This window comes from Vibrio sp. CB1-5 (genome assembly GCF_059412285.1).
Genome location: NZ_JBJHPB010000002.1, coordinates 64,476 through 87,996, shown reverse-complemented (window position 1 = coordinate 87,996; position 23,521 = coordinate 64,476). Strand labels below are relative to the sequence as shown.

General features: G+C 47.2%; 25 protein-coding genes and 1 other RNA gene. 11 read left to right on the top strand and 15 right to left on the bottom strand.

From position 1 onward, the window contains the following. Window positions 1-97 precede the first annotated feature (97 nt). The 5 genes from lepA to rpoE form a co-directional block, all read right to left on the bottom strand. The gene (lepA, locus tag ACJB0T_RS01955) at window positions 98-1,891 is read right to left on the bottom strand and encodes a translation elongation factor 4 (RefSeq protein ID WP_479291534.1); all 1,794 of its coding nucleotides are present in this window, start codon (window positions 1,889-1,891) and stop codon (window positions 98-100) included. A gap of 112 nt (window positions 1,892-2,003) precedes the next feature. Next, window positions 2,004-2,474, bottom strand: a complete 471-nt coding sequence (locus ACJB0T_RS01950; RefSeq protein WP_479291535.1) for a SoxR reducing system RseC family protein — start codon at window positions 2,472-2,474, stop codon at window positions 2,004-2,006. Next, window positions 2,471-3,451 (bottom strand): sigma-E factor regulatory protein RseB, encoded by a 981-nt coding sequence (gene rseB / locus ACJB0T_RS01945; RefSeq protein WP_479291537.1) that lies wholly within the window; start codon window positions 3,449-3,451, stop codon window positions 2,471-2,473. The genes ACJB0T_RS01950 and rseB overlap by 4 nt, the downstream gene beginning before the upstream one ends. Next, complete coding sequence (locus tag ACJB0T_RS01940; RefSeq protein ID WP_479291539.1) at window positions 3,448-4,074, bottom strand: RseA family anti-sigma factor; 627 nt, start codon at window positions 4,072-4,074, stop codon at window positions 3,448-3,450. Before ACJB0T_RS01940 ends, rseB begins: the two co-directional genes overlap by 4 nt. Before the next feature lie 14 nt (window positions 4,075-4,088). Next, a complete protein-coding gene (rpoE, locus tag ACJB0T_RS01935; RefSeq protein ID WP_479291540.1) occupies window positions 4,089-4,667 on the bottom strand; it encodes an RNA polymerase sigma factor RpoE in 579 nt (192 codons plus the stop codon). Window positions 4,668-5,038: 371 nt separating this feature from the next. Here rpoE and nadB point away from each other — a divergent pair, with 371 nt between their 5' ends. Next, window positions 5,039-6,655, top strand: a complete 1,617-nt coding sequence (nadB, locus tag ACJB0T_RS01930; RefSeq protein ID WP_479291541.1) for an L-aspartate oxidase — start codon at window positions 5,039-5,041, stop codon at window positions 6,653-6,655. A gap of 66 nt (window positions 6,656-6,721) precedes the next feature. Here nadB and ACJB0T_RS01925 read toward each other — a convergent pair whose 3' ends face one another. Both ACJB0T_RS01925 and ACJB0T_RS01920 read right to left on the bottom strand, forming a co-directional pair. Further along, a complete protein-coding gene (locus ACJB0T_RS01925) occupies window positions 6,722-6,949 on the bottom strand; it encodes a hypothetical protein (protein WP_479291543.1) in 228 nt (75 codons plus the stop codon). A gap of 161 nt (window positions 6,950-7,110) precedes the next feature. Continuing rightward, on the bottom strand, window positions 7,111-7,371 hold the full coding sequence (locus ACJB0T_RS01920; protein WP_479291544.1) for an FAD assembly factor SdhE: 261 nt from the start codon (window positions 7,369-7,371) through the stop codon (window positions 7,111-7,113). 228 nt (window positions 7,372-7,599) lie between these two features. On the opposite strand from ACJB0T_RS01920, the gene ygfZ reads away from it, so the two are divergent. From ygfZ to ACJB0T_RS01905, 3 genes are all read left to right on the top strand, one after another. Beyond that, on the top strand, window positions 7,600-8,568 hold the full coding sequence (ygfZ, locus tag ACJB0T_RS01915) for a tRNA-modifying protein YgfZ (protein ID WP_479291545.1): 969 nt from the start codon (window positions 7,600-7,602) through the stop codon (window positions 8,566-8,568). A gap of 17 nt (window positions 8,569-8,585) precedes the next feature. Continuing rightward, window positions 8,586-9,065 (top strand): aminoacyl-tRNA deacylase, encoded by a 480-nt coding sequence (locus ACJB0T_RS01910; protein ID WP_479292326.1) that lies wholly within the window; start codon window positions 8,586-8,588, stop codon window positions 9,063-9,065. 731 nt (window positions 9,066-9,796) lie between these two features. Next, the gene (locus ACJB0T_RS01905; RefSeq protein WP_042496239.1) at window positions 9,797-10,003 is read left to right on the top strand and encodes a DUF1107 domain-containing protein; all 207 of its coding nucleotides are present in this window, start codon (window positions 9,797-9,799) and stop codon (window positions 10,001-10,003) included. A 132-nt stretch (window positions 10,004-10,135) separates the two neighbouring features. Here the strand turns inward: ACJB0T_RS01905 and ACJB0T_RS01900 are convergent, their stop codons facing one another. From ACJB0T_RS01900 to ACJB0T_RS01890, 3 genes are read right to left on the bottom strand one after another with little or no spacing between them, the layout of a single operon-like run. Next, window positions 10,136-11,356 (bottom strand): FAD-dependent 2-octaprenylphenol hydroxylase, encoded by a 1,221-nt coding sequence (locus tag ACJB0T_RS01900; protein ID WP_479291548.1) that lies wholly within the window; start codon window positions 11,354-11,356, stop codon window positions 10,136-10,138. Between the two features lie 7 nt (window positions 11,357-11,363). After that, on the bottom strand, window positions 11,364-12,557 hold the full coding sequence (gene ubiH, locus ACJB0T_RS01895; protein ID WP_479291549.1) for a 2-octaprenyl-6-methoxyphenyl hydroxylase: 1,194 nt from the start codon (window positions 12,555-12,557) through the stop codon (window positions 11,364-11,366). A gap of 39 nt (window positions 12,558-12,596) precedes the next feature. Further along, window positions 12,597-13,178, bottom strand: coding sequence for a YecA/YgfB family protein (locus tag ACJB0T_RS01890; RefSeq protein ID WP_479291551.1), 582 nt, complete (start codon window positions 13,176-13,178; stop codon window positions 12,597-12,599). A gap of 276 nt (window positions 13,179-13,454) precedes the next feature. On the opposite strand from ACJB0T_RS01890, the gene zapA reads away from it, so the two are divergent. The 5 genes from zapA to serA all read left to right on the top strand — a co-directional run bounded on the left by zapA (window position 13,455) and on the right by serA (window position 16,861). Beyond that, on the top strand, window positions 13,455-13,766 hold the full coding sequence (zapA, locus tag ACJB0T_RS01885; RefSeq protein WP_479291552.1) for a cell division protein ZapA: 312 nt from the start codon (window positions 13,455-13,457) through the stop codon (window positions 13,764-13,766). Window position 13,767: 1 nt separating this feature from the next. After that, window positions 13,768-13,951: non-coding RNA, 6S RNA (gene ssrS / locus ACJB0T_RS01880), on the top strand. 3 nt (window positions 13,952-13,954) lie between these two features. Next, a complete protein-coding gene (locus ACJB0T_RS01875; protein ID WP_479291554.1) occupies window positions 13,955-14,542 on the top strand; it encodes a 5-formyltetrahydrofolate cyclo-ligase in 588 nt (195 codons plus the stop codon). A 139-nt stretch (window positions 14,543-14,681) separates the two neighbouring features. Continuing rightward, window positions 14,682-15,338 carry a ribose-5-phosphate isomerase RpiA gene (gene rpiA / locus ACJB0T_RS01870; RefSeq protein WP_353497160.1) on the top strand — a complete coding sequence of 219 codons (657 nt, stop codon included), beginning with the start codon at window positions 14,682-14,684 and terminating at the stop codon, window positions 15,336-15,338. Window positions 15,339-15,631: 293 nt separating this feature from the next. Then, a complete protein-coding gene (gene serA, locus ACJB0T_RS01865) occupies window positions 15,632-16,861 on the top strand; it encodes a phosphoglycerate dehydrogenase (RefSeq protein WP_479291556.1) in 1,230 nt (409 codons plus the stop codon). Window positions 16,862-16,910: 49 nt separating this feature from the next. Here serA and ACJB0T_RS01860 read toward each other — a convergent pair whose 3' ends face one another. Beyond that, a complete protein-coding gene (locus tag ACJB0T_RS01860) occupies window positions 16,911-17,606 on the bottom strand; it encodes an oxidative stress defense protein (protein ID WP_479291558.1) in 696 nt (231 codons plus the stop codon). Between the two features lie 108 nt (window positions 17,607-17,714). Next, window positions 17,715-18,611, bottom strand: a complete 897-nt coding sequence (locus ACJB0T_RS01855) for a LysR family transcriptional regulator ArgP (protein WP_479291560.1) — start codon at window positions 18,609-18,611, stop codon at window positions 17,715-17,717. A gap of 121 nt (window positions 18,612-18,732) precedes the next feature. Here ACJB0T_RS01855 and ACJB0T_RS01850 point away from each other — a divergent pair, with 121 nt between their 5' ends. Then, a complete protein-coding gene (locus tag ACJB0T_RS01850; protein WP_353497164.1) occupies window positions 18,733-19,353 on the top strand; it encodes a LysE/ArgO family amino acid transporter in 621 nt (206 codons plus the stop codon). Between the two features lie 6 nt (window positions 19,354-19,359). Then, entirely contained in the window at window positions 19,360-19,860 is a 501-nt protein-coding gene (locus ACJB0T_RS01845) for a YbaK/EbsC family protein (protein ID WP_479291562.1), read from the top strand. Window positions 19,861-19,898: 38 nt separating this feature from the next. Here ACJB0T_RS01845 and mscS read toward each other — a convergent pair whose 3' ends face one another. From mscS to ACJB0T_RS01830, 3 genes are all read right to left on the bottom strand, one after another. Further along, entirely contained in the window at window positions 19,899-20,762 is an 864-nt protein-coding gene (mscS, locus tag ACJB0T_RS01840; protein ID WP_479291564.1) for a small-conductance mechanosensitive channel MscS, read from the bottom strand. A gap of 261 nt (window positions 20,763-21,023) precedes the next feature. After that, window positions 21,024-22,100 (bottom strand): class II fructose-bisphosphate aldolase, encoded by a 1,077-nt coding sequence (fbaA, locus tag ACJB0T_RS01835; protein ID WP_479291566.1) that lies wholly within the window; start codon window positions 22,098-22,100, stop codon window positions 21,024-21,026. A gap of 138 nt (window positions 22,101-22,238) precedes the next feature. Next, a complete protein-coding gene (locus ACJB0T_RS01830; RefSeq protein ID WP_479291567.1) occupies window positions 22,239-23,402 on the bottom strand; it encodes a phosphoglycerate kinase in 1,164 nt (387 codons plus the stop codon). Window positions 23,403-23,521 lie beyond the last annotated feature (119 nt).

Here is a 23,521-nt window from a genome sequence, read left to right as displayed (position 1 = left end):
TCCCTTAATTTTCGTATCTTTAAAAATAACGAAAGTGAAAGCACTCACTGAGTACTTTCACTTCTGCTGTATTATGTCGCCACGTTAGGCAAAAGAATTAGTCTTTGCCTACGTGTAGAATCGCAAGGAACGCTTCTTGAGGCAGTTCGACGTTACCGATCTGCTTCATACGCTTCTTACCTTCTTTCTGTTTCTTCAACAGTTTCTTCTTACGGCTCACGTCACCACCGTAACATTTCGCGATTACGTTTTTACGTAACTGTTTCACAGTCGAACGCGCAATGATGTGGTTACCGATCGCCGCCTGAATCGCGATATCGAACATCTGGCGAGGGATGAATTCCTTCATCTTCTCAACCAATTGACGACCACGAGTCTGAGATTGATCTTTGTGCGTAATGATTGCCAGTGCATCTACCGTATCGCCGTTTAGCAGTACGTCCACGCGAACCATGTTCGACGCTTCAAAGCGCTGGAAGTTATAATCCAGTGATGCATAACCGCGAGAGGTCGACTTCAGACGGTCAAAGAAGTCGAGTACTACTTCTGCCATCGGGATATCGTAAGTCACAGCCACTTGATTACCGTGATAAACCATGTCTACCTGAGAACCACGTTTTTCAACACAAAGCGTAATCACGTTACCTAGGTAATCTGATGGTACTAGGATGTTACAACGTGCGATTGGCTCACGAATTTCTTCGATGTCGTTGGTTGCCGGCAGTTTCGCTGGACTATCAACATAGTGAAGTGAACCATCCGTTTTCTCTACTTCGTAGACTACCGTCGGTGCTGTCGTAATCAGGTCTAGGTCGTATTCACGCTCTAGACGCTCTTGGATGATCTCCATGTGAAGCATACCCAAGAAGCCACAACGGAAGCCGAAACCAAGTGCAGCAGAGCTCTCTGGCTCATAGAACAGTGACGCATCGTTTAGGCTCAGTTTGCCTAGTGCATCACGGAAGTTTTCGTAATCATCAGACGATACCGGGAATAGACCTGCGTATACCTGAGGTTTTACTTTTTGGAAGCCTGGTAGTGCCACTTCACAGCCATTCTTAGCCGTGGTCAGTGTATCACCCACTGGCGCGCCCAGGATGTCTTTGATACCACAAACCACCCAGCCTACTTCGCCAGTATTTAGCTCTGTCGTATCAACTTGTTTTGGTGTGAAGATACCAAGACGGTCTACACCCCAAACCTGACCTGTGCTCATTACTTTGATCTTATCATTCTTCTTCAGCACGCCGTTTTTAATACGTACTAGAGAAACAACACCAAGGTAGTTATCGAACCAAGAGTCGATGATTAGCGCTTGCAGTGGATCTTCTGGGTTGCCTTCTGGCGCAGGGATCGCTTTTACGATCTCTTCAAGAACGTCGTCAACACCTAGACCGGTCTTCGCTGAACAGCGAACCGCTTCCATCGCGTCGATACCGACGATCTCTTCGATCTCTTCAGCTACGCGCTCTGGTTCTGCTGCTGGAAGGTCGATCTTGTTAAGAACTGGAACCACTTCAAGTTCCATTTCAATCGCTGTGTAGCAGTTCGCTAGTGTCTGAGCTTCAACGCCCTGACCCGCATCAACCACCAGTAGTGCACCTTCACAAGCCGCCAGTGAGCGTGATACTTCGTACGAGAAGTCAACGTGTCCTGGAGTATCGATAAAGTTTAGCTGATAGGTTTCCCCATCTTTCGCCGTGTAATCCAGAGTAACACTCTGAGCTTTAATAGTGATACCGCGCTCGCGCTCTAGATCCATAGAATCAAGAACCTGTGCCGCCATTTCACGGTCACTTAAGCCGCCGCAAACTTGGATCAAACGGTCCGACAGCGTCGATTTACCGTGGTCAATGTGGGCGATAATAGAAAAGTTACGAATGTGCTTCATAGATTTGGTGTAGCTAAACTCTTAAACAATTAGGGAATGAAATAGCGGAAAAAACACGCATTTCAATTAAGTTGGCAGATTCTACCCAATTTCGTTGCGGTTCGCACCTTATTTAGGCAATGGACTGCCCGAGCACCCGCACCAATTCAACCTGTTGATGCGATGCCGCTTCCATTGGAGACACCCATCTTTTCGCAAGTCGGAAACCAAAGTAGGCAGAAAATGCTGAAAAACCAATCACCACCAGCTCACTGCCGCCAAGTAAGGGCGCTAACCACAACTGACCTGCCATCGCTCCCAAAAACAGGAACAACAGAGGCAACAAATAGATCAATGCCGCCGATTGCAGCAGACTTTTCTCTGGAAACGCGATTTCAACGATATCGCCAGGATTTACGGTTTTGGAGGTCAGTAGGTGCCAGTTCAGCTTTTTATTGCCGACCGCTTTGGTGACAATACCGGTTCCACAACTGTTTTTTGATTGGCAAGAGCTGCAACTGGTTTGTTGGTCGCAGCTCAATTCGACTTGGTAACGATGACCACGGCTTTTCACCGAGGTCACCGTTGCAAGAGCGGTCATCATGGGGTTACGCCTTCATCTGCTTGCTCTACTTTGTTCAGTTTAACAGATTGTGCGATACGCTGCGCAGTGGCAGGAGGAATGTCGCCGACGACAGAGACCTGCATATCTCCAGTAACAATGCTATGCACTGTGCGGCGTCCTTGACGAATTAACTGGCCTTTCATCGAGTTACTATCACGATCAGAGACGTACACTGAGAAGCTAAATAAGCCATCGGTATACATCTGACTCTCCACCACATCTTCGGTGGCGATCATGCGATAACGATTAAGATCTTTCGGAGTAAAGCCACTTGGTACCCAGTCAACTTGCCAGAAGGTTTGTTCAATATTGCCTTTTGGCAGTGACAATACCGCTGGAAGCTGGACTTCATCAAGTGAGCTAAGCATGGTCGCGATGTGATCGTTGATGGAGTATGAAATCACACGATACTGTTCGAGGATCTCACCATCTCGGTCGAGAAGATCAGCGCGTAAGGGAAGCTTACTTTTTTCGTCCACCCACAATACATAGGAATAGCGAAGGCCGTCTTTTGGTACCACACGAAATACTTGTGCCGCCGCTCCGGCCTCTCTGGCACGGCCAACGCGAACATAATCGTAATACTGGCTCAGCTTTTTGATATCACTGTTAAGCAGGGGCATCAAAGGTGCCACCATCTTGCCCGACTCTATTGTGAATGGGTCAGCGCCGGGTTCGATGTAGCTGACTTCGTTGCCACGGCGGATAACCTCACGCACCGGGCCACTCAAGTAAACCAAATGCGCCAATTGCTGATCTTCATGCCTTGCATGGCGATACAACAAAGGCTCAATACTGTTCTTTTTGATTAGGATATAGGACAGTTCGTAGTTCAATTGCTGACTGGCGTCATTCATTTGATGCAATAAAGCCTCCACAGAAGATTGCTCTTCTGCAAAGGCCGAGTTAGCAAACAAACTGAACAGCAATAACGAACTGGTCAGAAGTTTTTTCATTCAATTACCGATTCTGTATCCGTAGTCAGAGACGCTTGATCGTCACTGTTTAAGCGCAGCTGTAGCTCATAATCTTGAAGCAGAGCATTGATGCGGCGACGCTGCTCTTGCACATTGGCGCTTTCATTCTGGTTCGTTCTCGCGACTGAATCACGAGTCAAACTTACTGGTTCTGCGCTACCTGCAAATGGGATAGTTTGCAAAACAGGTATCTGCTCGATCTCTGGTTGCGTTGCATCTTGTCCAGAGAACTGCTGCACACCTAAAATAACGGCGAGCGATACACACGCTGCTATACCCACTTGGCCAAATTGAGTTAGCCATGCTGGTAGCTGACGTTTCGCCTGCGACGGTGTCGGTTGTGCTTCAATCGGCACCACTGTCTCTTTGCTTACCGCTTGATGTGCTGGCTCATCATCGAGTGCTAGTGCGACGCTCTCAGCAATATTCCACTCCAGGCTCTGTGGCTCATCACCACGCATCACATCACCGATTAGGTGGTAGTTTTGCCAGGTCTGTTTGCTCTCCTGATCATTCTCGAGCGCTTCGATTAGCGCATCATCGATCAGGTCTCCATCCATGAATGCTGAAAGCTTCTGTTTGTCAGCCATTATATTCACCATAGTTGTAACTAGTTTTAGCGTTGAAGAAGAGGCTTAATCTTCTTCTCTACCGCTTCACGAGCACGGAAGATACGCGAACGTACCGTTCCCACTGGGCAATCCATTACTTCTGCAATTTCTTCGTAACTTAAACCATCAAGTTCACGAAGGGTCATTGCAGTCTTCAAATCTTCTGGTAGCGCTTCAATTGCAGCGAAAACTGTTCGCTTCAATTCGTTCGACAACGTTAAGTTCTCAGGGTTCGAAATTTCTTTCAAAGCGGTACCGGTTTCATAAAATTCGGCATCTTCTGCATCCACATCGCTGGCAGGTGGCCTACGGCTTTGTGCCACAATGTGGTTTTTTGCGGTGTTTACTGCTATGCGATACAACCAAGTATAGAAGGCACTCTCACCTCTAAACGTCGGGATCGCACGATACGCTTTTATAAACGCTTCTTGGGCTATGTCCGCTACATCGCCCGAATTGCTCACGTATCTTGATATGAGATTGCAAACCTTGTTTTGATAGCGCAAAACCAATAGGTTAAATGCTTGTTTATCTCCACTTTGAACGCGCTCAATCAACACCTGATCGGTCGGCTGCTCGTTCATGCGAGCGTTCACTCCTATTCGTTATTACCCTTACCTTCTCAGATATGAGTATTAATTATGCATATTGTAGTCTTGACACCACCGCTAACATGAGCACTATTGTGACTCTATGCAAATTGGAAAGTTCAAAACTTTCTCAGTTTTTTTATTATTTATCATTCACAATGTGATTTGGCGTCAACTACAATGGGGTCAATTATTAGAATGGATTACTTAACGCCGCAACACAACGTGTTTTTCACTGTGTTGACCACGGCAGTAATCCTCATAGCAAGTGCCCTTCGCCAGCTGCTTTTTGCAGCTTCCTATCGTGCACTTTTAGCTGGGTAGAGTTTGCTAGCTCTACCATAGGTCAGGATTTTAATAGAATTATGAACACAAACCGAGAACATCTTTGTGATGTTTTAGTTATAGGAAGTGGCGCTGCTGGTCTTTCTCTCGCGCTACGAGTTGCTGAGCGCGCTAAGGTTATTGTTTTAAGTAAAGGACCGTTGAGTGAAGGGGCAACCTATTACGCTCAAGGCGGTATTGCCGCAGTTTTTGACGAAGCCGACAGCATCGAGTCACACGTTAACGACACCAATATTGCCGGTGCCGGCCTGTGCGAAGAAGACACAGTGCAGTTTATTGCAGAAAACGCGAAAGAGTGCGTGCAATGGCTGATCGATGGCGGAGTTCCATTTGACCAAGTTGAAACCGAAAAGGACGAAGCACCGCGTTATCACCTAACGCGCGAAGGCGGACACAGCCATCGTCGTATTCTGCACGCGGCAGATGCAACGGGAATGGCGATGCAGACTACGCTGCAAGACAACGTGCTAAACCACCCGAGCATTGAAATTTTTGAGCGCTATAACGCGCTTGATTTGATCACGGAAGACAAAGTAGGTGGCAGCAAAGACAAAGTGGTTGGTGCCTATATTTGGAACCGCAACCAAGAACACGTTGAAACTGTGCGCGCTAAATTTGTCGTGCTGGCAACCGGCGGCGCATCAAAAGTGTACCAATACACCTCAAACCCAGATGTTTCCTCTGGTGATGGTATTGCAATGGCATGGCGCTCTGGCTGCCGCGTTGCCAACCTAGAGTTTAACCAGTTTCACCCAACGTGCTTGTTCCACCCAGACGCACGCAACTTCCTGCTAACTGAAGCGCTGCGAGGCGAAGGGGCTTACCTCAAACGCCCTGATGGCACGCGCTTTATGCCGGACTTTGATGAACGCGAAGAGCTTGCGCCGCGCGATGTGGTTGCTCGTGCTATTGACTTCGAGATGAAACGCCTAGGTGCGGATTGCATGTATCTCGATATCAGTCACAAGCCGGAAGAGTTTATCATCAAGCACTTCCCAACCATTCACATGCGCTTGCAAGATCTCGGCATCGACATGACCAAAGAGCCGATCCCGATTGTTCCTGCGGCACACTATACCTGTGGTGGTGTCATCGTAAACAAATCGGGTCGTACGGATCTTGATCAGCTTTATGCCATTGGTGAGGTGAGCTACACCGGCCTTCACGGAGCAAACCGCATGGCGTCAAACTCATTGCTTGAGTGCGTGGTGTACGCTTGGTCTGCAGCCAAAGACATCATGGAAAAATTCGACAACGCGACTCATCCAGACACATTGCCAGCTTGGGATGAAAGCCAAGTCAGCTGCTCTGATGAAGAGGTTATCATTCAGCATAACTGGCACGAGTTACGCCTGTTTATGTGGGATTACATGGGCATTGTGCGCACTGATAAGCGACTTGAACGCGCGCTGCGTCGTATTCAGTTGCTACAACAAGAAACCCATGAATACTACAGCCACTTCAAGGTATCGAATAACTTGCTAGAACTGCGTAACCTACTGCAAGTTGCCGAGCTGATGGTTCGCTGTGCAATGCAACGTAAAGAGAGTCGCGGTTTGCACTACACGCTCGACTACCCTAAGATGCTAGAAAACAGCAGCCCAACGATTTTGGAGCCCCAATCTATGGAGCCCTAAGCGACTTAGAGCAATCGCCTGCTCACAAGCACCTTTATCAAAGCAGCCATGTCACTGGCTGCTTTTTTATTGCCAACCTTTTATAGCCACGGCTAAATGGCGGTAACTTCGCTCTGTCGTGGCTGCACGCCAAATCAGCCGCCAACCGTGTTTCGCATCGTAAAGGGCAATCACCCATTCTGATAAAGTGAGATTAAAATGCACTTTGTTTAGTCTGTCATCGTTGAGGAGCCACTTGTCGTCTTTAAAGCGCAGACGCCCGGCAACACAGGGTCTCATCATTGACGTCGACACAACCATACTCCATACCAAAGGCAGGATCGCTAGAGGAATGGGCGAAAAGAGAACAGCGAAACAAATTAGGAATTTGACTAGGCTATCAATAACCGAAGGAAGGGAACAAGAAGACAGGTGCAGGTCAAGATGAGGAACCTCGGCCTGCGCCATAAATTTGATTAGCGAACTTTACTTAAGTTATGCGCCACGACTTTGTCGATCATCGACGCGTGACCAAGGTTTTCGCTACGCCCATGCCCCATCACCCAGGTGAACAAATCCGGGTCGTCGCATTCCAGCAGCGATACGAAGTCACGTTGCTCTTGGTCATTGAGAGTATCAAAGCACTCCTCAAAGAAAGGCATAATCACGACGTCGAGCTCCAACATACCTCTACGACACGCCCACTTGATGCGCGCTTTTTCTTCACTAGAGTACATTCTAATCTCCATCTACTACTCATTATTGGGCGAGTGTAACAAGCAAGTGCATGCCCCACCACACTCTGCATCACACAAACTCAACTTTGCTCACAAGATTTCGTGCAACAAACCCTATTTTGGTTTCCAGGCTTATTGAACTATCTACCTCTACTACTCAGTTTAAGCTGACAAATGGTAACGTCGCGATTAACATAACAACCATGTATAACAAAGAGATCACAACCTATGGAATGGCAACCTAGCATTCAAGCACTATCCCTTACTCCAGAGACAACGCTTCCCTCACTGATGTTGACGCCTCTCAGCTCTTGGGGCTCGATAGAACTGACGGGTGATGACCGTAAGTCCTACCTTCAAGGTCAGGTGACCTGTGATGTGGTCTCATTGGAGGCACAGCAATCCACGCTTGGCGCTCATTGTGATGCAAAAGGTAAAGCCTGGAGTGTGTTTCGCTTGTTCCATACAGAGCGAGGCTACGCGATGTTTCAGCCACTATCAGCGATTGCCCAAGAGTTAGTTGAGCTGAAAAAATACGCCATCTTCTCTAAAGTTGAATTCACCCAAAGCACTAAAACGTGCATCGGTGTGATGGGAGAGCAGGCTCAAGGGTGGGTTGATGAGTATTTCCCATCAGCAGGTGACGTTAGACAGCAAAATGGCAGCAGCGCTGTACGCATTGATGAGACGCGTTGGCTGGTACTTGCTAGCGATGAACTGATTGAATCCTTAGACGCTCAACAGACTGAGTGGGTGCAAGAGTCTATCTGGACTCAATTCGACATTGATGCAGCACTACCTACTCTGAGTGCAGAGCAGCAAAACCAACACATTCCTCAAGCGTTCAATCTACAGGCATTGGATGGTATTAGTTTCACTAAAGGCTGCTACACCGGCCAAGAAACGATCGCTCGTGCCAAGTATCGTGGCATTAACAAGCGTATGCTAGCGACACTCACAGGGCGCCTAACCGCAGCTGTCGCTGACGATGAGGAAGTCATCATTGAACGCTCTGTCGGTGACAACTGGCGTAAAGCAGGCGATGTCCTTAGCGTATTCCAATACGATGATCACACATTTAAGGCGTCAATAATCATCAACAATAACCTTGATGACGACGTTCAATTCCGCCTGGCATCTCAACCAGATAGCCGCCTATCATTGTCACTTCCTCCATACTCGCTCGATAGCGAATAAATACCGTGCCTTCATTGATGACAGATGTGCCCGAATTTGAAACTGCGATCACACAATACTTGACGCAAAATAGCATTCCATTTCGGGTACTGATGCAGCCGCGTGAAGCCGTGTCGATTGAAGATGCAGCGATGTTGCGCGGCATTACGCCCGATATGATGGTTAAAACCATGGTGTTGAGGGATATGGGTAATCACTATGCGCTAGCGTGCTGTCCGGGCGATCGCCAAATCGACCCTAAGAAGGTGAGAGCGGTACTGCAATCGAGACGTATGACTTGCGTTGACAATCAAGATATCGAATTACTCACCGGCTACAAGGTGGGTACGGTAACGCCGCTGTTACTCAAAACCCCAATGCCCATCCTGTTTGACCCGACCCTAAAAGCAACGTCTACCATTACCATTAGCAGTGGCGAGCGTATTGCTGGGATCGAACTGGCTTTAGATGACCTCACAAGACAATGCTCACCACTCTGGAGCGACATCATTCGTTAGTCCTTGTGACTCACAGGCTTGCCAACCCAATGCCTATCGACGTCACAGCGCTAAATTTAGCGCTACAAAATGTAACATTTTGTCTACCAAGGATGATCAACTGTGAACTTAGTCGGATTTTACCACACGCAACAATGAAAACTTATACATTTATTGAGCATAAATAGTCACAGCATCAAATTTACGTTAAGGTAGTTTTGTGTCCAATTTAATCCCAAGATTAAATTGAAACACGCACTAGAGTGAATCTCTGCCTAGCGCAGTAACTCCACTTTTGTGTAATGCATCTGTGACATTTGGCCCGCTGTGCGGGCTTTTTTTTGTCTTACTTTTCTCTCACATACTTTCCAATCCCACTCCGTCATGAATGTGTAAATTTGTATGTCAGATGACAACTTTTCTTGCTTTGTCCGGTCTATTAAAACGTAACTATTGTGCGACGGTCATAAAACCAACCATCGGGGCCATACGATATTGTTGATTCTCACTTTTCACCGACTAGGTTTTAAGAAACAACAGAGAAGCAAGAATGGAAGCCCCCAGAATGAGCTTTTGTGCTAAGTATCACGTGGCATTGGTGACAAGTTGGAAGAAATGCAAAACGTAGCACAAAACAAAAAAGTAACGCCAGCAAGAGGGCAATTAAGCCTCCTTAATCACACATTTTAGTAAGGGTTTTATCTATAATCCCCGAGCTAGGACAACGTTAGGTACATTATAAGGAAGGTTAAATGAGACTGTTTAAGCGCTATACGCCAAGTATGATTGCTAAACACATAAGTCGATTGTTTAAAGGAAAGATCTACGTTTATGGACTCGGTGGCTTTGAGTTCGACAACGGCAAACTGATCATCCCTGAGCGTGCGGAGCAGCGCCATTTCAAAGCGGTAAAAGAGGTCAACCAAGAAGTCATGAGACTGAGGTGCGCGTACGCCTAACTGAAATTTTAGTCAAACTTGCCACTGCGTCTCATCCTCATTTCGTGTCTACCACGCAAGCAAGAATACCATTCATTAAAAAGGACAGCTTAAGGCTGTCCTTTACTTTTGCTACAAACAAGCGTCTGTATTTTAGTCTTGACTCACCAATGACTTAGCAAGCTCCGGCAATCGGCCTCGCATCCCAAGAGCACGACTCATGATCTCTTGTTTCGCACCAGGCAACTGCCCGACTAGGCTCATACCAATACCTCGGATCAACTTCTTCGCTGGGTTCTCACCTTCGAACAAGTCCTTAAAGCCTTGCATCGCCGCGATCATTTTCGCCGCCTCAGCTTTACGCCAGCGCTCGTACTCACGCAAATGACGCTTTCGACCCACATCTTTCCCTTCATGCCAGAGCTTTTTCAGCTCTTGAGCCAAACTCGCCGCATCCAGCAGACCTAAGTTTACCCCTTGTCCAGCTAGTGGGTGAATGGTATGCGCCGCGTCGCCGACTAGCGCTACACGCTCAGTCACAAAATCACGGGCATAACGCATGGTAAGAGGGAACACGCGGCGTTCTGATTGCACCTGGCACAAACCCAAACGGCTATCAAACTCTGCCGTCAGCGCTTTGTTAAATTCGGCATCGGACATCTTCGCCAGCTTTTCAGCACGGGTAGGCTCAGTTGACCAAACAATGGAGCACAAGTTGTCTTCATTCATTGGCAAAAACGCCAGAGGACCTTGAGAGGTAAACACTTGACGCGCCACTTTGGCATGATGATCTTCAGTGGTGATATTGGCCACGAGCGCACTGTGTCCATAATCCCAGTGAGTAAGCGGAATATCTTGCTGCTTACGAACCCAAGAATTCGCACCATCGGCACCAACAATGAGCTTGCTGGTAAACGACTGACCGTTATCTAGTGTCGTCCAAACTTCACTTTCACCAATCGCCATCGACTGACAACGATGTGGCATAAAGAGCGTCACATTGCTTTGTTGCGCTACCTGTTCCAGCAGCGCCAACTGAATAACTCTATTCTCAACAATGTGGCCTAAGTTAGGCTGGGACATTTGGCTGGCAGAAAACTCGATACGAGCGAAACTGTCTTGCTCCCAGACCTCCATCGCCTGGTAAGGCGCATTGCGATGCTTGGCAATCGCTTCCCATGCGCCTAAGTTTTTGAGAATCATTTCACTGGCTCGGCTCAGCGCCGAGACACGAATATCAGGATCACCAGAGAGATCTTTTGAAGGCGTCGTGCCCTCGACAATCGCAATTCGCAATCCCGTGTCTTTTAGAGCACGCGCTAACGCGAGCCCCACCATTCCGCCACCGACAATGGCGATATCAAAACTTTGCATCTTCGTATTACCTATTCACCACACCCAAAGCACGATTAAACACAGGAGTCTTCAGCCGTGGGAAATTGTCCATCATTGCCAATCCAAGATTTCGCGCCATCCTGAGCGTTAATAAATCATTGGAAAATACGCGCACCAAACCTGACGTCATGGTTATCGTGAGCTCTCGATCAGTCTGACGCTGCGCTTGAAACTTAGCTAGATTAGCGTACTCGCCCACATCTTTTCGGTTTTCAAGCAGCGAATCTACTAGTGTCGCAATATCGCGAATGCCCAAGTTGAATCCTTGCCCGGCGATCGGGTGCAGCGTCTGCGCCGCGTTCCCCACCGCCGCAACGCGATGAGCAACGATTTGTGGTCTGTATCTCAACAAAAGCGGGTAGCTAACAACCGAACCGACACGAGCAAAACGCCCCAGTCGCCAACCAAACGCTTCTTGAAGCTCATCTAAAAACTCATGGTCAGGCAACGCTTGTACCGACTTCGCCTGCTCTGGTGGCAAGCACCAAACGAGCGAGCTTCGCGATTGTGACATAGGCAGCAACGCAAGCGGGCCATGCTCGGTAAATCGCTCAAACGCTCTACCGTTTGGCGCTTCACCAGTTAGCACATTGGCGATAACGGCCACTTGCTCAAAATCTTGGATATGCTGTTCTAGCCCAACCGACTGACAAATAGCTGAATCCGCCCCATCCGCTGCGACGACTAATTTCGCCTCTAGCTGCAAGGTTTCATCTTGAGGGGATTGAATGTCAAGGGTGACGGCTTGTTGATGCTGTACGACCTCACTAACAGAGTAAGGACAGAACAGGTCAATGTATTCGCGCTTAGCAAGTTCGTCGTTAAACCGCCTACCTATCTCGGCAAGCTCAACCACGTACCCCATCGCATCAAGACCTTCTTTATCAGCATAAAAGTCTGTCATGCCCGCATGGCCACGGTCTGATACATGAATGTGAGTGATGGGGGTCGCATGATCCTCAATCACATGCCACAAGCCGTAACCTTTCAGGATCTCGACAGTGCCATGTGACAAAGCAATAGACCGGGCATCAAACCCAGGGTGAGCCGCATTGTCTTGTGCAAACGACTCGACAACCGCTATGTTGAGCGCATGATCAAAGCTGGTGTCCAAGGCCATAGCGAGCGTCGCTCCCGCCATTGCTCCACCAGCAATAACAACATCATACTTTTTGGGCACAGACTTTCTCCTTGTTCGCCAACCTGACCCGCACCTAGATCAGTGAATCGTCGGTGATTCAGCCGCTTTACTTGGTTTTACGCCAAACTCAGCGTGAATAGTCAATACACAAGCTTTAACGTGTTCGATAACCTGCTCTAGCAATTGCGCTTGCTCTTCCAGATCGTCATCTTCATCGATGCCCAGTCTGGCAATTTCTTCCAAGTCACCCAGCACTTCTTTGGTATCGGCCGACGCTTTCGCCAGAGGCGCGTTAATGAGTCCGAGTCCCGAGATAAAGTGGTTCACCCACTCACTGAGGCCATCTGCCTGCTCTAACAAGCTAGCATCTACACCCTCGCCAGGAACAAACAAAGCAAGCTCAAAGCTTTGCTCTGCCGTCAGTTCTTTGATTGACAACTCTAACAGCGCTTTTGAACGAGTTACCAGAGATTGAGGCCAACCTAGCCCATCATTGGTGTAGTCAAACAACAGAGGTTGCCAGCTGTCATCTTTCAAACCTAAACCGCCACTTAACATGCCAACCAATAGGCCATGCAGTTCAGCAGGGGAAACGGCAAGGCCGGCTTGTTGTAGCTCTGTCGCTACCGCAATGTAATCGGGTAGTGTTGATTCACTCATAACGATTCTCGTTGTCCTGTAGGGCAGCCAACTGGGTCACCAGTAGCGCCGCTTTTATTCGAATTGGATATGCAATGCTACCACTTCCCACTCATGGCGGAAATGGTGTCCCACTCGTTTCTGAATAGCTTTTGTGCGAATTGTCGATTTCGTGTGTGATTAGCCACGCATTTGGCACGGAGTCACCAGAAAAGCTTGAATCTTAATGTGGCTTTACCTATAGTTTCCCCCTCAACATTGCCGCTATTGGTGATACTTAAAAGAGTTCTTGTCATTATGGAAAATCAAGCTGTCGAAGTGGAAATTTTGGGTAAACTGACGCGGGTAAATTGTCCTGCAGATCAGAAAGATACCCTTGTTCAAGCAGCGAAAGACTTAGATAACCGATTGCAAGAGATGTCCGAAAGGACTAAAGTAACCAACGAGTTAAAACTGCTTACTATTGCGGCGCTTAACATGTCGTATGAGCTTAACAACCGCAGTAATGAGTCACTTCAAGAAGTGACTGAAATGAACGAGCGCATGGAGCAGCTCGCGGCATCACTTGAGGATGCCATCAGCAAAGTAAAGCAAGGACAGCCAGCCTAATTTTACCCTGGGGTGTGCGTCAGTGGATTTAAGTCCCTGAGCCGATAAGCAATACCAAAGGGTTAGTATTTGATAGCTATTGAGCAAGCTCGGCTCGTATCGAGAAGCCTACGGTTGTCATTGCTGATCCGCCTTGAACCAGCTGGTTCAAGGGCCACAATCCTCAACGGCACTCTGGGGTATTCCTAATGTCACCATTGACTAGGCAGCAAATTCGAACCTTGATTCGAGGCCGCCGCCAATCTATCTGTTCAGAACAGCAATCTCATTACGCCCTTAATTTGGTCGAACGTGCTAAGCAACTACCCGAGCTCCGTTCTGGCCAAAAAGTTGCGCTGTACCTGGCCACCGATGGCGAACTGGATACTCAGCCTCTGATTGAGTGGTGTTGGCAACAAGGAATAGAGACCTACCTTCCGGTTATCCATCCTTTTTCCAAAGGCCACCTCTTGTTCTTGCGCTACTCACACACCACTCCTCTGGAACACAATCAATATAAGATCCTTGAACCAAAGCTTGATACGCAGACGATATGCCCTGTCGCGGATCTGGATATCATCTTTACTCCGCTGGTTGCTTTCGATGAAGATGGCCAACGCCTCGGAATGGGTGGCGGCTACTATGATCGAACCCTAGCACCGTTTGCCACTAATCAGACGGCTCCAAAAGCCATTGGGCTGGCTCACGATTGTCAGCAAGTCGATCGACTACCAATTGAATCATGGGATATTCCGCTTAGTACCATCATGACGCCAAGCAAAATCTGGCGCTGGTAAAAACAGTCTCGAAAAGAGCAATCGATTGCTGTTTTTTGCTGTTTTTCTTCATTTCGCCAACTTAACCGTCATTTTTTGCGGTTTTTGATATATAATTCGCCCGCATTTTGACCTTAATTCTAAACATTGGGATTTCACCATGACTCAAGACGAGATGAAGAAAGCCGCTGGTTGGGCAGCACTTAAGTATGTTGAGAAAGGCAGCATTGTTGGTGTAGGTACCGGCTCTACTGTTAACCACTTTATTGATGCGCTAGGCACAATCAAGGAAGACATCAAAGGTGCCGTTTCAAGCTCTGTTGCTTCCACTGAGAAGCTAGAAGCACTTGGCATCGAAGTATTCGACTGTAACGATGTAGCAGCGCTTGATGTTTACGTTGACGGCGCAGATGAAATCAACGCAGCTCGTGACATGATCAAGGGCGGCGGTGCTGCATTGACTCGTGAGAAGATCGTAGCCGCTATCTCGGACAAATTTGTGTGTATCGTTGATGGCACCAAAGCAGTCGACGTACTGGGTAAGTTCCCACTTCCTGTAGAAGTTATCCCAATGGCACGTTCATACGTAGCACGTGAACTGGTAAAGCTTGGCGGTGACCCTGTGTACCGTGAAGGTGTTGTGACCGACAACGGCAACGTGATCCTAGACGTGTACGGCATGCAAATCACCGATCCAAAAGCGATGGAAGACAGCATCAACGGTCTAGCGGGTGTTGTGACAGTGGGTCTATTCGCGCACCGCGGTGCCGATGTGATCATCACTGGTACGCCAGAAGGCGCAAAAATCGAAGATTAATGACACGCGCGTTCACGCTATCACTGGCCTTATAACTGGCCGATATATTGAACGCGATTACGTCATTTGACTACAAACGGCACACTTAGTGCCGTTTTTTCGTTTTCCTATAAGAAAATTATGCCTTATTCCGTAATTTTCTTACCCATCGTTAAACTTTTTTGTTACTTTATTGGTCACAAGACGCACAAGGAAAACGTTTGCCTCAAGCAGTTGGAAGCTCCCTCCCTGATATTCTCACTGTCAAATGTGCGCCAATTTAGCCCAAATTTCCCATGTTAAGGATGAGTTCAATGGCCAAAGTTTCACTGGAAAAAGACAAGATTAAGATTCTTCTGCTGGAAGGTTTGCATCCATCTTCTGTAGAGGTTCTTCAAGCTGCCGGTTACACCAATATCACTTACCACAAAGGCTCGCTACCTGAAGACGAGTTAATGGAAGCGGTAAAAGACGTTCACTTTATCGGTATTCGCTCCCGCACTAACCTGACAGACAAGGTGATCAATGCGGCAGAGAAACTTGTGGCGATTGGCTGTTTCTGTATCGGTACTAACCAAGTTAACCTTGAAGCTGCGGCTAAGCGCGGTGTACCTGTCTTCAACGCACCATTCTCAAACACGCGAAGTGTGGCTGAGCTAGTCCTTGGTCAAATCCTATTGCTACTTCGTGGCATTCCAGAGAAGAATGCTCTCGCTCACCGTGGCATTTGGAAGAAGAGTGCGGACAACTCTTATGAAGCTCGTGGTAAACGCCTTGGTATTATCGGTTACGGTCACATTGGTACTCAGTTGGGTATCATTGCAGAGAACTTGGGTATGCGTGTCTACTTCTACGATATCGAGAACAAGCTGTCTCTTGGTAATGCGACACAAGTGCACACCATGACTGAGCTATTGAATAAGTGTGATGTTATCTCACTGCACGTTCCAGAAACTCCTGGAACCAAGAACATGATGGGTGCGGCAGAGTTCGAGCGTATGAAGCCAGGCTCAATCTTTATCAACGCGGCGCGTGGCACTGTGGTTGATATCCCTGCCCTTTGTGACGCCCTTGAAGGCGGTCACCTGGCAGGTGCAGCGATTGACGTGTTCCCAGAAGAGCCAAAAACCAATGCAGACCCGTTTGAGTCACCGCTATTGAAGTTCGACAACGTGATCCTTACTCCGCACGTTGGTGGTTCTACTCAAGAAGCACAAGAGAACATTGGTGTTGAGGTTGCTGGCAAGCTAGCGAAATATTCAGATAACGGCTCAACGCTATCAAGCGTGAACTTCCCAGAAGTATCACTGCCAGAGCACACAGACTGTTCGCGTCTACTGCACATTCACCAAAACCGCCCTGGCATCCTAACGCAAATCAACACGATTTTTGCAGAGGAAGGGATTAACATTGCAGGTCAGTACCTACAGACGTCTGCCGATATCGGTTATGTAGTAATTGATGTTGAGACTGCGCGTTCGGAAGAAGCGTTGGCGAAGTTAAAGCAGATTGAAGGGACATTGCGAGCGCGTATTCTTCACTAATCAGCTATCCCATTAATAGTAAAACACCCTGCGGATGCAGGGTGTTTTGTTAGTTGCCGATACGATAAGTCACATCCACCCTATCACGAATCGTAATCACCGAATCCTGATAACTATTCGACTCCGCCTTACTATCCATCGCCATCGCGCGCATCACCACAGGCTGATTCATCTGCTGACAGTACTCAATACGCCACACATTACCAAGCTGCTGCTCAAAGCCTTTCGCCAATGAAGACGCTTTGCTTTGCGCATCTTTTATCGCCGCTATACGAGCCGCTTCTTGATACTGCCCTTTGTCTTTCACTTTCAGTTGAATGTTATCGACCTGATTAATCCCGGACTCTAAGGCAAGGTCTAAGTAGTTATTAAGCTTGTCGAGATCCATCACTTGAACGGTCACCGTACGCGAAGCTCGATAGCCAATCAGCTCTGGCTTGCCTTTTTCTGGATAATGATACTGAGGGGACAGGTAAAGATTTGAGCTTTGGATGTCCGCTTTATCGATACCATTCTTGGTTAAGCCAGCAAGAAATTTGTCGACGACAGTATCCACTCCTTGTTTGGCTTGATCAGCATCCATCTGAGACTGAACCACACGAACTGAAAACTCAGCCATATCTGGCTTGACTTGGATTTCACCATAGCCAGTTGTAGAAATGTGGGCAAACTCCGGCTGACTCGCAAACACTGGTGCCGCAAAGAGACTGAGGACCAAACTACCAACAACTAATGACTGTTTCATGAAGACTCCTCGTCTTATTGTCTTATACTCAATATTAGGCATAGGTTTGGGCTATAGGTTCCCAAACATCCTAAAGCTGACAGAACATTGACCAAACATAGCCTGTTACTACTGAGGCAAGAACTGCCTAGCGTGGCCAATAATGGCATCCGACACTTCACTCAGCACACCGCTTTCTAGCTGCCAGTGATGCCAGTAGATTTGGTGTGATAGCAATATATTGGGTGTCAATTCAATCAAGGCGCCGGACTCGAGTTCATCTTGGATTTGCAGCTTAGGAATAAGGCAGTAAGCCACACCTGCGACAGCTAGCTTCACAAACGCTTCTGAGCTTCGTACCGTGTGTTTGAGTATGTTGCCGCGCATAATATTGAAGTGTTGATTCACAAACTTCTGATGCATCTTATCGTGTTGGTCATAGGCAACGGCTGGCGCTTTCATCAAGGTTTCCCGGTTCACCCCTTGGCCGAAGTATCGTTTGATAAAACTTGGGCTCGCCACACAAAGATAGTCTACGCGTCCTAAGTAATCAGCGACACAGCCAGGAATCGATTGTGGCTCTAGGCTGATTGCGCCGACTACTTCTCCATTTTTCAGCTTTTCTATGGTTCGGCCTTCATCATCAACAATAAGATCAAGCTCAACGCGCTTAGATTCCAACAGTGGAAACAAACTCGGCAACAGCCAAGTCGCTAGGCTATCTGCGTTCGTCGCGAGAGAAACCGATAACGGCTTATCGCCAAGGTCGGCAGCAAGCTCTGGCACCAGCTCTTGTTCTAGCAAACGCACACGACGATATAGCCCAAGCAACTTTTTCCCCACTGCAGTTGGACGGGGTGGCTGTTCACGAACCAATACCGGTTGCGCCAACCATTTTTCCAGTTGCTTCACGCGCTGAGATACGGCAGATTGAGAGATATACAAGTGCTCCGCTGCTTTATCGAAGCTTTTTTGCTCAACAATCGCATCCAGTGCCTCTATCCATTTATAGTCTAATCCGCGCATCTTTTAACCTCTCAAAACAGTCATTAGCTAAGCTTATTTCTCATTAATATTATTAACTATCCTAATCATAATCGAATCGCTATTCTCTCGCTCTCTTTTATGTAGTGGTGAGGAAATTAAAGTGAATTTTTGGGTGCTTCTTCAAGGTTTCGGATTGGGCGCGACAATGATTATCCCAATTGGCGCTCAGAACGCTTATGTATTAAATCAGGGTATTAAGCGTAATCATCACCTAACAACGGCGACCGTATGTAGCCTACTAGACATGACGTTCATTTCACTAGGTATCTTTGGTGGCGGTGCGATATTGTCGCAAAACGAACTACTACTAACAGCAGTGACTCTAGGTGGTATCGCTTTTCTGACTGGTTATGGTTTGCTCTCTCTGCGTAGTGCATTTAAAACTCCCGCAGCAAAAGAGTCATCAGGTGAAGTCCTGGCGCGCGGAAGACGTACTGTGGTTTTAGGTGCCCTTGCGGTCACCGTACTAAACCCGCACTTGTACCTAGATACTGTGGTGATTCTCGGCTCGATTGGCGGCCAGTTTGAAGGTAATGACCGAATTGCCTTTGCTATCGGCACTGTACTGGCTTCCTTCGTTTGGTTCTATTCGCTCTCTATGGGCGCAGCAAAACTTGGTCCAACACTATCAAAACCAAAGGTTAAGAAAGGTATCGACTTGGCGGTAGCGGCCATGATGTTTACTATTGCTCTACTACTTACCAAAGGGTTAATGGAGTAAACCTGAATGGATAGAACAGAAAGCATCTATCTTGCTAACCTTACGTTACTAGAGACCTTATCGGTCTCCTTTTCGAAATGGCAACATGAGCCTATTCTGGACTTTGAAACCGACGTTCGCATAGCAAAAGAGCTTGGCTGGACAGGGCTGCACAGCAAGAGCCTATTCTTGAAAAAGAAGGGCGGAGGGTTTGCTCTGTTCTTAACCGATAAAGATTCAAGATTGGACAAAGCGCAGCTAAAACAAGCCCTCGGCAAACGCACCTCTATCTGCAGTAATGAAGAAATGATTGAGCAGATAGGTTGTGTACCGGGGGCGGTATGCCCGATAGGACTCCCAGATGACATCACCATCGTTGTCGATAGCCGTTTGTTTGATGCCGAAGAGATCCTGTATACACCAGGTAAGCCTGAGTGGACATTTGGCATTGATGGTAATGCTCTCAAACGAGTGCTGGAAAACATTCCAAATCAAGTCATTGAAATAGAAAAAGGAGAAGCAGCCTAGCTTCTCCTTTTTTACATCTGCTGTTAACGCCTGAGCGATCAGTCCACTTTATTTAAATGCACATCCATTTGTGGAAATGGAATTTCAATACCTTCTGCATCGAGCGCTTCTTTGATCGCTTGTAGCGTATCAAAGTACACATCCCAGTACTGCTCAGTACGAACCCATGGACGAACCACAAAGTTCACTGAAGAGTCAGCAAGTGCAACGACACCCACGGTAATACCTGGATCTTTAAGAATACGTTCATCCGCCTCAAGCGTTTTACGAATCACTTCTTGCGTCTTCTTCAAATCCGCTCCGTAAGAAACGCCAATCACATGGTCGATACGACGAGTAGCGTGACGCGAATAGTTGGTGATTGGAGAACCAATCACGGATGCGTTTGGCACCACAACCATTTTGTTGTCTGGCGTTGTTAGAATAGTTTGGAAGATCTGAATAGCATCAACAGAACCAGCAACGCCTCCAATTTCCACGTAGTCACCAGACTTGAACGGACGGAAACCAACAATAAGCACACCAGCTGCAAAGTTAGAAAGTGAACCTTGAAGAGCCAGACCAATAGCTAAACCTGCAGCACCGATTACCGCTACCACTGATGCGGTTTGTACACCGATGCGACTTAATGCCGCAATGAGTACGATAACAAATAGGGTGTAGCGTACGATGCCATGGATAAACTCGACTACGGCCTTATCCATCTTCTTCTTGTGTAGAAGCTTGGCTACGCTGCCGGCAATCGCTTTAACTATGATATTACCAATAAATAGGATAAGCAGTGCAGAGATGATGTTCACACCATACTGAACCAGTAGATCGGAGTTGTTAGTTAACCATTTTTCAGCATGTGACAGGCTATCTACAAGGGGAGTTTCAATATCAATAGACTCATTGGCCATATTGTTTACCTCTATGATAATGATGAACAAAGCGAGTCTTAGCTAATACCACTGACTTATTAGCAAAGGCGCGCAAAATCGCTTAAAGCATACCAGCAATAAATGCCAATACACAAAACATAACAAAAGGTTACGCAATCAAGAGCAGTTGTGCCAGTTTTTTTAATCACATCACGTTATTTTCCATCAGGCATAAAAAAAGTCGCTCCAAAGAGCGACTTTTTTCATCTTACTATCAGTTAAATCTTATGCGATTTAATCTTATAGTACGTCGATAGCGTTTAGGTCAGCAAAAGCTTTCTCTAGACGAGCAACCATTGAAGATTGACCTGCACGTAGCCATACGCGTGGATCGTAGTACTTCTTGTTTGGAGCGTCTTCGCCAGTTGGGTTACCGATTTGACCTTGTAGGTAATCGTGGTTCTCAGCTTCGTAAGAACGGATACCGTCCCAAGTTGCCCACTGTGTATCAGTATCGATGTTCATTTTGATAACACCGTAGCCGATAGACTCTTGGATTTCTGCTTCAGTAGAACCAGAACCACCGTGGAATACGAAGTTTAGAGCGTTAGGTGCGATACCGAACTTCTCTGCACAGTATGCTTGAGAGTCACGTAGGATAGTTGGAGTTAGAACAACGTTACCTGGCTTGTAAACACCGTGTACGTTACCGAAAGAAGCAGCGATAGTGAAACGTGGGCTAACAGCGTTTAGTTTCTCGTAAGCGTAAGCTACGTCTTCTGGAGAAGTGTAAAGCTCAGATGCGTCCATGTGAGAGTTATCTACGCCGTCTTCTTCACCACCAGTACAACCTAGTTCGATCTCAAGAGTCATGCCCATTTTAGCCATGCGCTCTAGGTACTTAGCAGAGATTTCGATATTCTCTTCTAGAGACTCTTCAGAAAGGTCGATCATGTGAGAAGAGAATAGAGGCTTACCAGTTTGAGCGAAGAACTCTTCACCAGCATCTAGAAGACCGTCGATCCATGGTAGAAGTTTCTTAGCAGCGTGGTCAGTGTGAAGAATCACTGGAACACCGTAAGACTCAGCTACTGCGTGTACGTATTTCGCACCAGCAACTGCACCTAGGATTTGTGCGCCTTGACCTTCAAGCTTAACGCCTTTACCAGCGAAGAAGCCAGCACCGCCGTTAGAGAACTGAACTACAACTGGAGCTTTAACTTTAGCTGCAGCTTCAAGAACACCGTTGATAGAGTCAGTGTTAACTACGTTAACTGCAGGAAGAGCGAAGTTGTTCTCTTTAGCAACTTCAAATACTTTCTGAACGTCATCGCCAGAGATAACACCTGGTTTTACGAAGTCGAAGATCTTAGACATGGAATAAGTCCTATTTTCTGTCGTTTTAAATAAAAATTGGCAATCGTTTGCTCACAATGGGCGGCATTGTATCAAAGTTAACCAGCCATTGCAGCATAGATAAAAGCGGACTCATTAGCCCGCTTTATAAAAAGATAATTATGCTTTAGCACGCTCTTCAAGCATTGCTACTGCTGGTAGTACTTTACCTTCAACAAACTCAAGGAATGCACCGCCACCTGTAGAGATGTAAGAAACGTCAGCTTTGATACCGAACTTGTCGATAGCTGCTAGCGTGTCACCACCACCTGCTACAGAGAAACCTTCAGATTCAGCGATCGCTTTAGAAATGCCTTCTGTGCCCGCTTCGAAGTTCTTGAATTCGAATACGCCAACAGGGCCGTTCCATAGGATAGTTTTAGCATCTTTCAGGATTTTCGCTAGTTCAGCAGTTGAGTCTGGACCTAGATCGAAAATCATGTCGTCGTCTTGAACTTCAGATACGTGCTTGATTTCAGCTTCTGCGTTCTCGTCGAATGCTTTTGCACAAGCAACATCAGTAGCAACTGGAATTGCACACTCATCCATTAGCTTCTTGGCTGTGCCTACTAGGTCAGCTTCGTATAGAGACTTACCTACGTTGTGACCCGCTGCTGCGATGAACGTGTTCGCAATACCACCACCAACAACAAGTTGATCAGCGATTTTAGATAGCGACTCAAGAACAGTAAGCTTAGTAGATACTTTAGAACCACCAACGATAGCAACCATTGGACGAGCAGGCTTGTCCATTGCTTTGCCTAGTGCGTCTAGTTCGTTAGCTAGTAGAGGGCCAGCACACGCTACAGGTGCGTTCATGCCAACGCCGTGAGTAGACGCTTGTGCACGGTGCGCAGTACCGAATGCATCCATTACGAAGATGTCACATAGTGCTGCGTATTTCTTAGATAGCTCTTCTTCGTTCTTCTTCTCGCCTTTGTTAAAGCGAACGTTTTCAAGAACAACAAGCTCACCTGTATTTAGCTCAAGACCGTCTAGGTAATCTTTAGCAAGCTTAACTTCACACTCAAGAGCGTCGTTTAGGTAGTTAACAACAGGTTGTAGAGAGAACTCTTCTGCGTACTCGCCTTCAGTAGGACGACCTAGGTGAGACGTAACCATAACTTTAGCGCCAGCTTCTAGGCAGTGCTTGATGGTTGGTAGAGACGCAAGGATACGAGCGTCAGATGTTACTTTACCGTCTTTTACTGGTACGTTCAGATCAGCACGGATAAATACGCGTTTACCTGCTAGATCCAGGTCAGTCATCTTGATTACAGACATGTTTAGTCCTCTCAACTAAAAAATAAATAAAGTTTTTGAAACCCGGCTTCATGCCAAGTTTTAGAATTCATCAACTGCTTACTTATATTGGGCTCATGAATATTAAATTCAAGCTTCGA

Bases quoted from the DNA above. Each gene is read 5' to 3' on its own strand.
- ACJB0T_RS01875 (WP_479291554.1), top strand. From the start codon at position 13,955: ATGTCACCATTGACTAGGCAGCAAATTCGAACCTTGATTCGAGGCCGC.
- rpoE (WP_479291540.1), bottom strand. From the start codon at position 4,667: ATGAACGAGCAGCCGACCGATCAGGTGTTGATTGAGCGCGTTCAAAGT.
- ACJB0T_RS01910 (WP_479292326.1), top strand. From the start codon at position 8,586: ATGACAGATGTGCCCGAATTTGAAACTGCGATCACACAATACTTGACG.
- ACJB0T_RS01905 (WP_042496239.1), top strand. From the start codon at position 9,797: ATGAGACTGTTTAAGCGCTATACGCCAAGTATGATTGCTAAACACATA.
- ygfZ (WP_479291545.1), top strand. From the start codon at position 7,600: ATGGAATGGCAACCTAGCATTCAAGCACTATCCCTTACTCCAGAGACA.
- nadB (WP_479291541.1), top strand. From the start codon at position 5,039: ATGAACACAAACCGAGAACATCTTTGTGATGTTTTAGTTATAGGAAGT.
- fbaA (WP_479291566.1), bottom strand. From the start codon at position 22,100: ATGTCTAAGATCTTCGACTTCGTAAAACCAGGTGTTATCTCTGGCGAT.
- ACJB0T_RS01855 (WP_479291560.1), bottom strand. From the start codon at position 18,611: ATGCGCGGATTAGACTATAAATGGATAGAGGCACTGGATGCGATTGTT.
- ACJB0T_RS01950 (WP_479291535.1), bottom strand. From the start codon at position 2,474: ATGATGACCGCTCTTGCAACGGTGACCTCGGTGAAAAGCCGTGGTCAT.
- zapA (WP_479291552.1), top strand. From the start codon at position 13,455: ATGGAAAATCAAGCTGTCGAAGTGGAAATTTTGGGTAAACTGACGCGG.
- ACJB0T_RS01845 (WP_479291562.1), top strand. From the start codon at position 19,360: ATGGATAGAACAGAAAGCATCTATCTTGCTAACCTTACGTTACTAGAG.
- serA (WP_479291556.1), top strand. From the start codon at position 15,632: ATGGCCAAAGTTTCACTGGAAAAAGACAAGATTAAGATTCTTCTGCTG.
- ACJB0T_RS01860 (WP_479291558.1), bottom strand. From the start codon at position 17,606: ATGAAACAGTCATTAGTTGTTGGTAGTTTGGTCCTCAGTCTCTTTGCG.
- mscS (WP_479291564.1), bottom strand. From the start codon at position 20,762: ATGGCCAATGAGTCTATTGATATTGAAACTCCCCTTGTAGATAGCCTG.
- ACJB0T_RS01830 (WP_479291567.1), bottom strand. From the start codon at position 23,402: ATGTCTGTAATCAAGATGACTGACCTGGATCTAGCAGGTAAACGCGTA.
- ACJB0T_RS01920 (WP_479291544.1), bottom strand. From the start codon at position 7,371: ATGTACTCTAGTGAAGAAAAAGCGCGCATCAAGTGGGCGTGTCGTAGA.
- ACJB0T_RS01890 (WP_479291551.1), bottom strand. From the start codon at position 13,178: ATGAGTGAATCAACACTACCCGATTACATTGCGGTAGCGACAGAGCTA.
- rseB (WP_479291537.1), bottom strand. From the start codon at position 3,451: ATGAAAAAACTTCTGACCAGTTCGTTATTGCTGTTCAGTTTGTTTGCT.
- lepA (WP_479291534.1), bottom strand. From the start codon at position 1,891: ATGAAGCACATTCGTAACTTTTCTATTATCGCCCACATTGACCACGGT.
- ACJB0T_RS01900 (WP_479291548.1), bottom strand. From the start codon at position 11,356: ATGCAAAGTTTTGATATCGCCATTGTCGGTGGCGGAATGGTGGGGCTC.
- rpiA (WP_353497160.1), top strand. From the start codon at position 14,682: ATGACTCAAGACGAGATGAAGAAAGCCGCTGGTTGGGCAGCACTTAAG.
- ACJB0T_RS01940 (WP_479291539.1), bottom strand. From the start codon at position 4,074: ATGGTGAATATAATGGCTGACAAACAGAAGCTTTCAGCATTCATGGAT.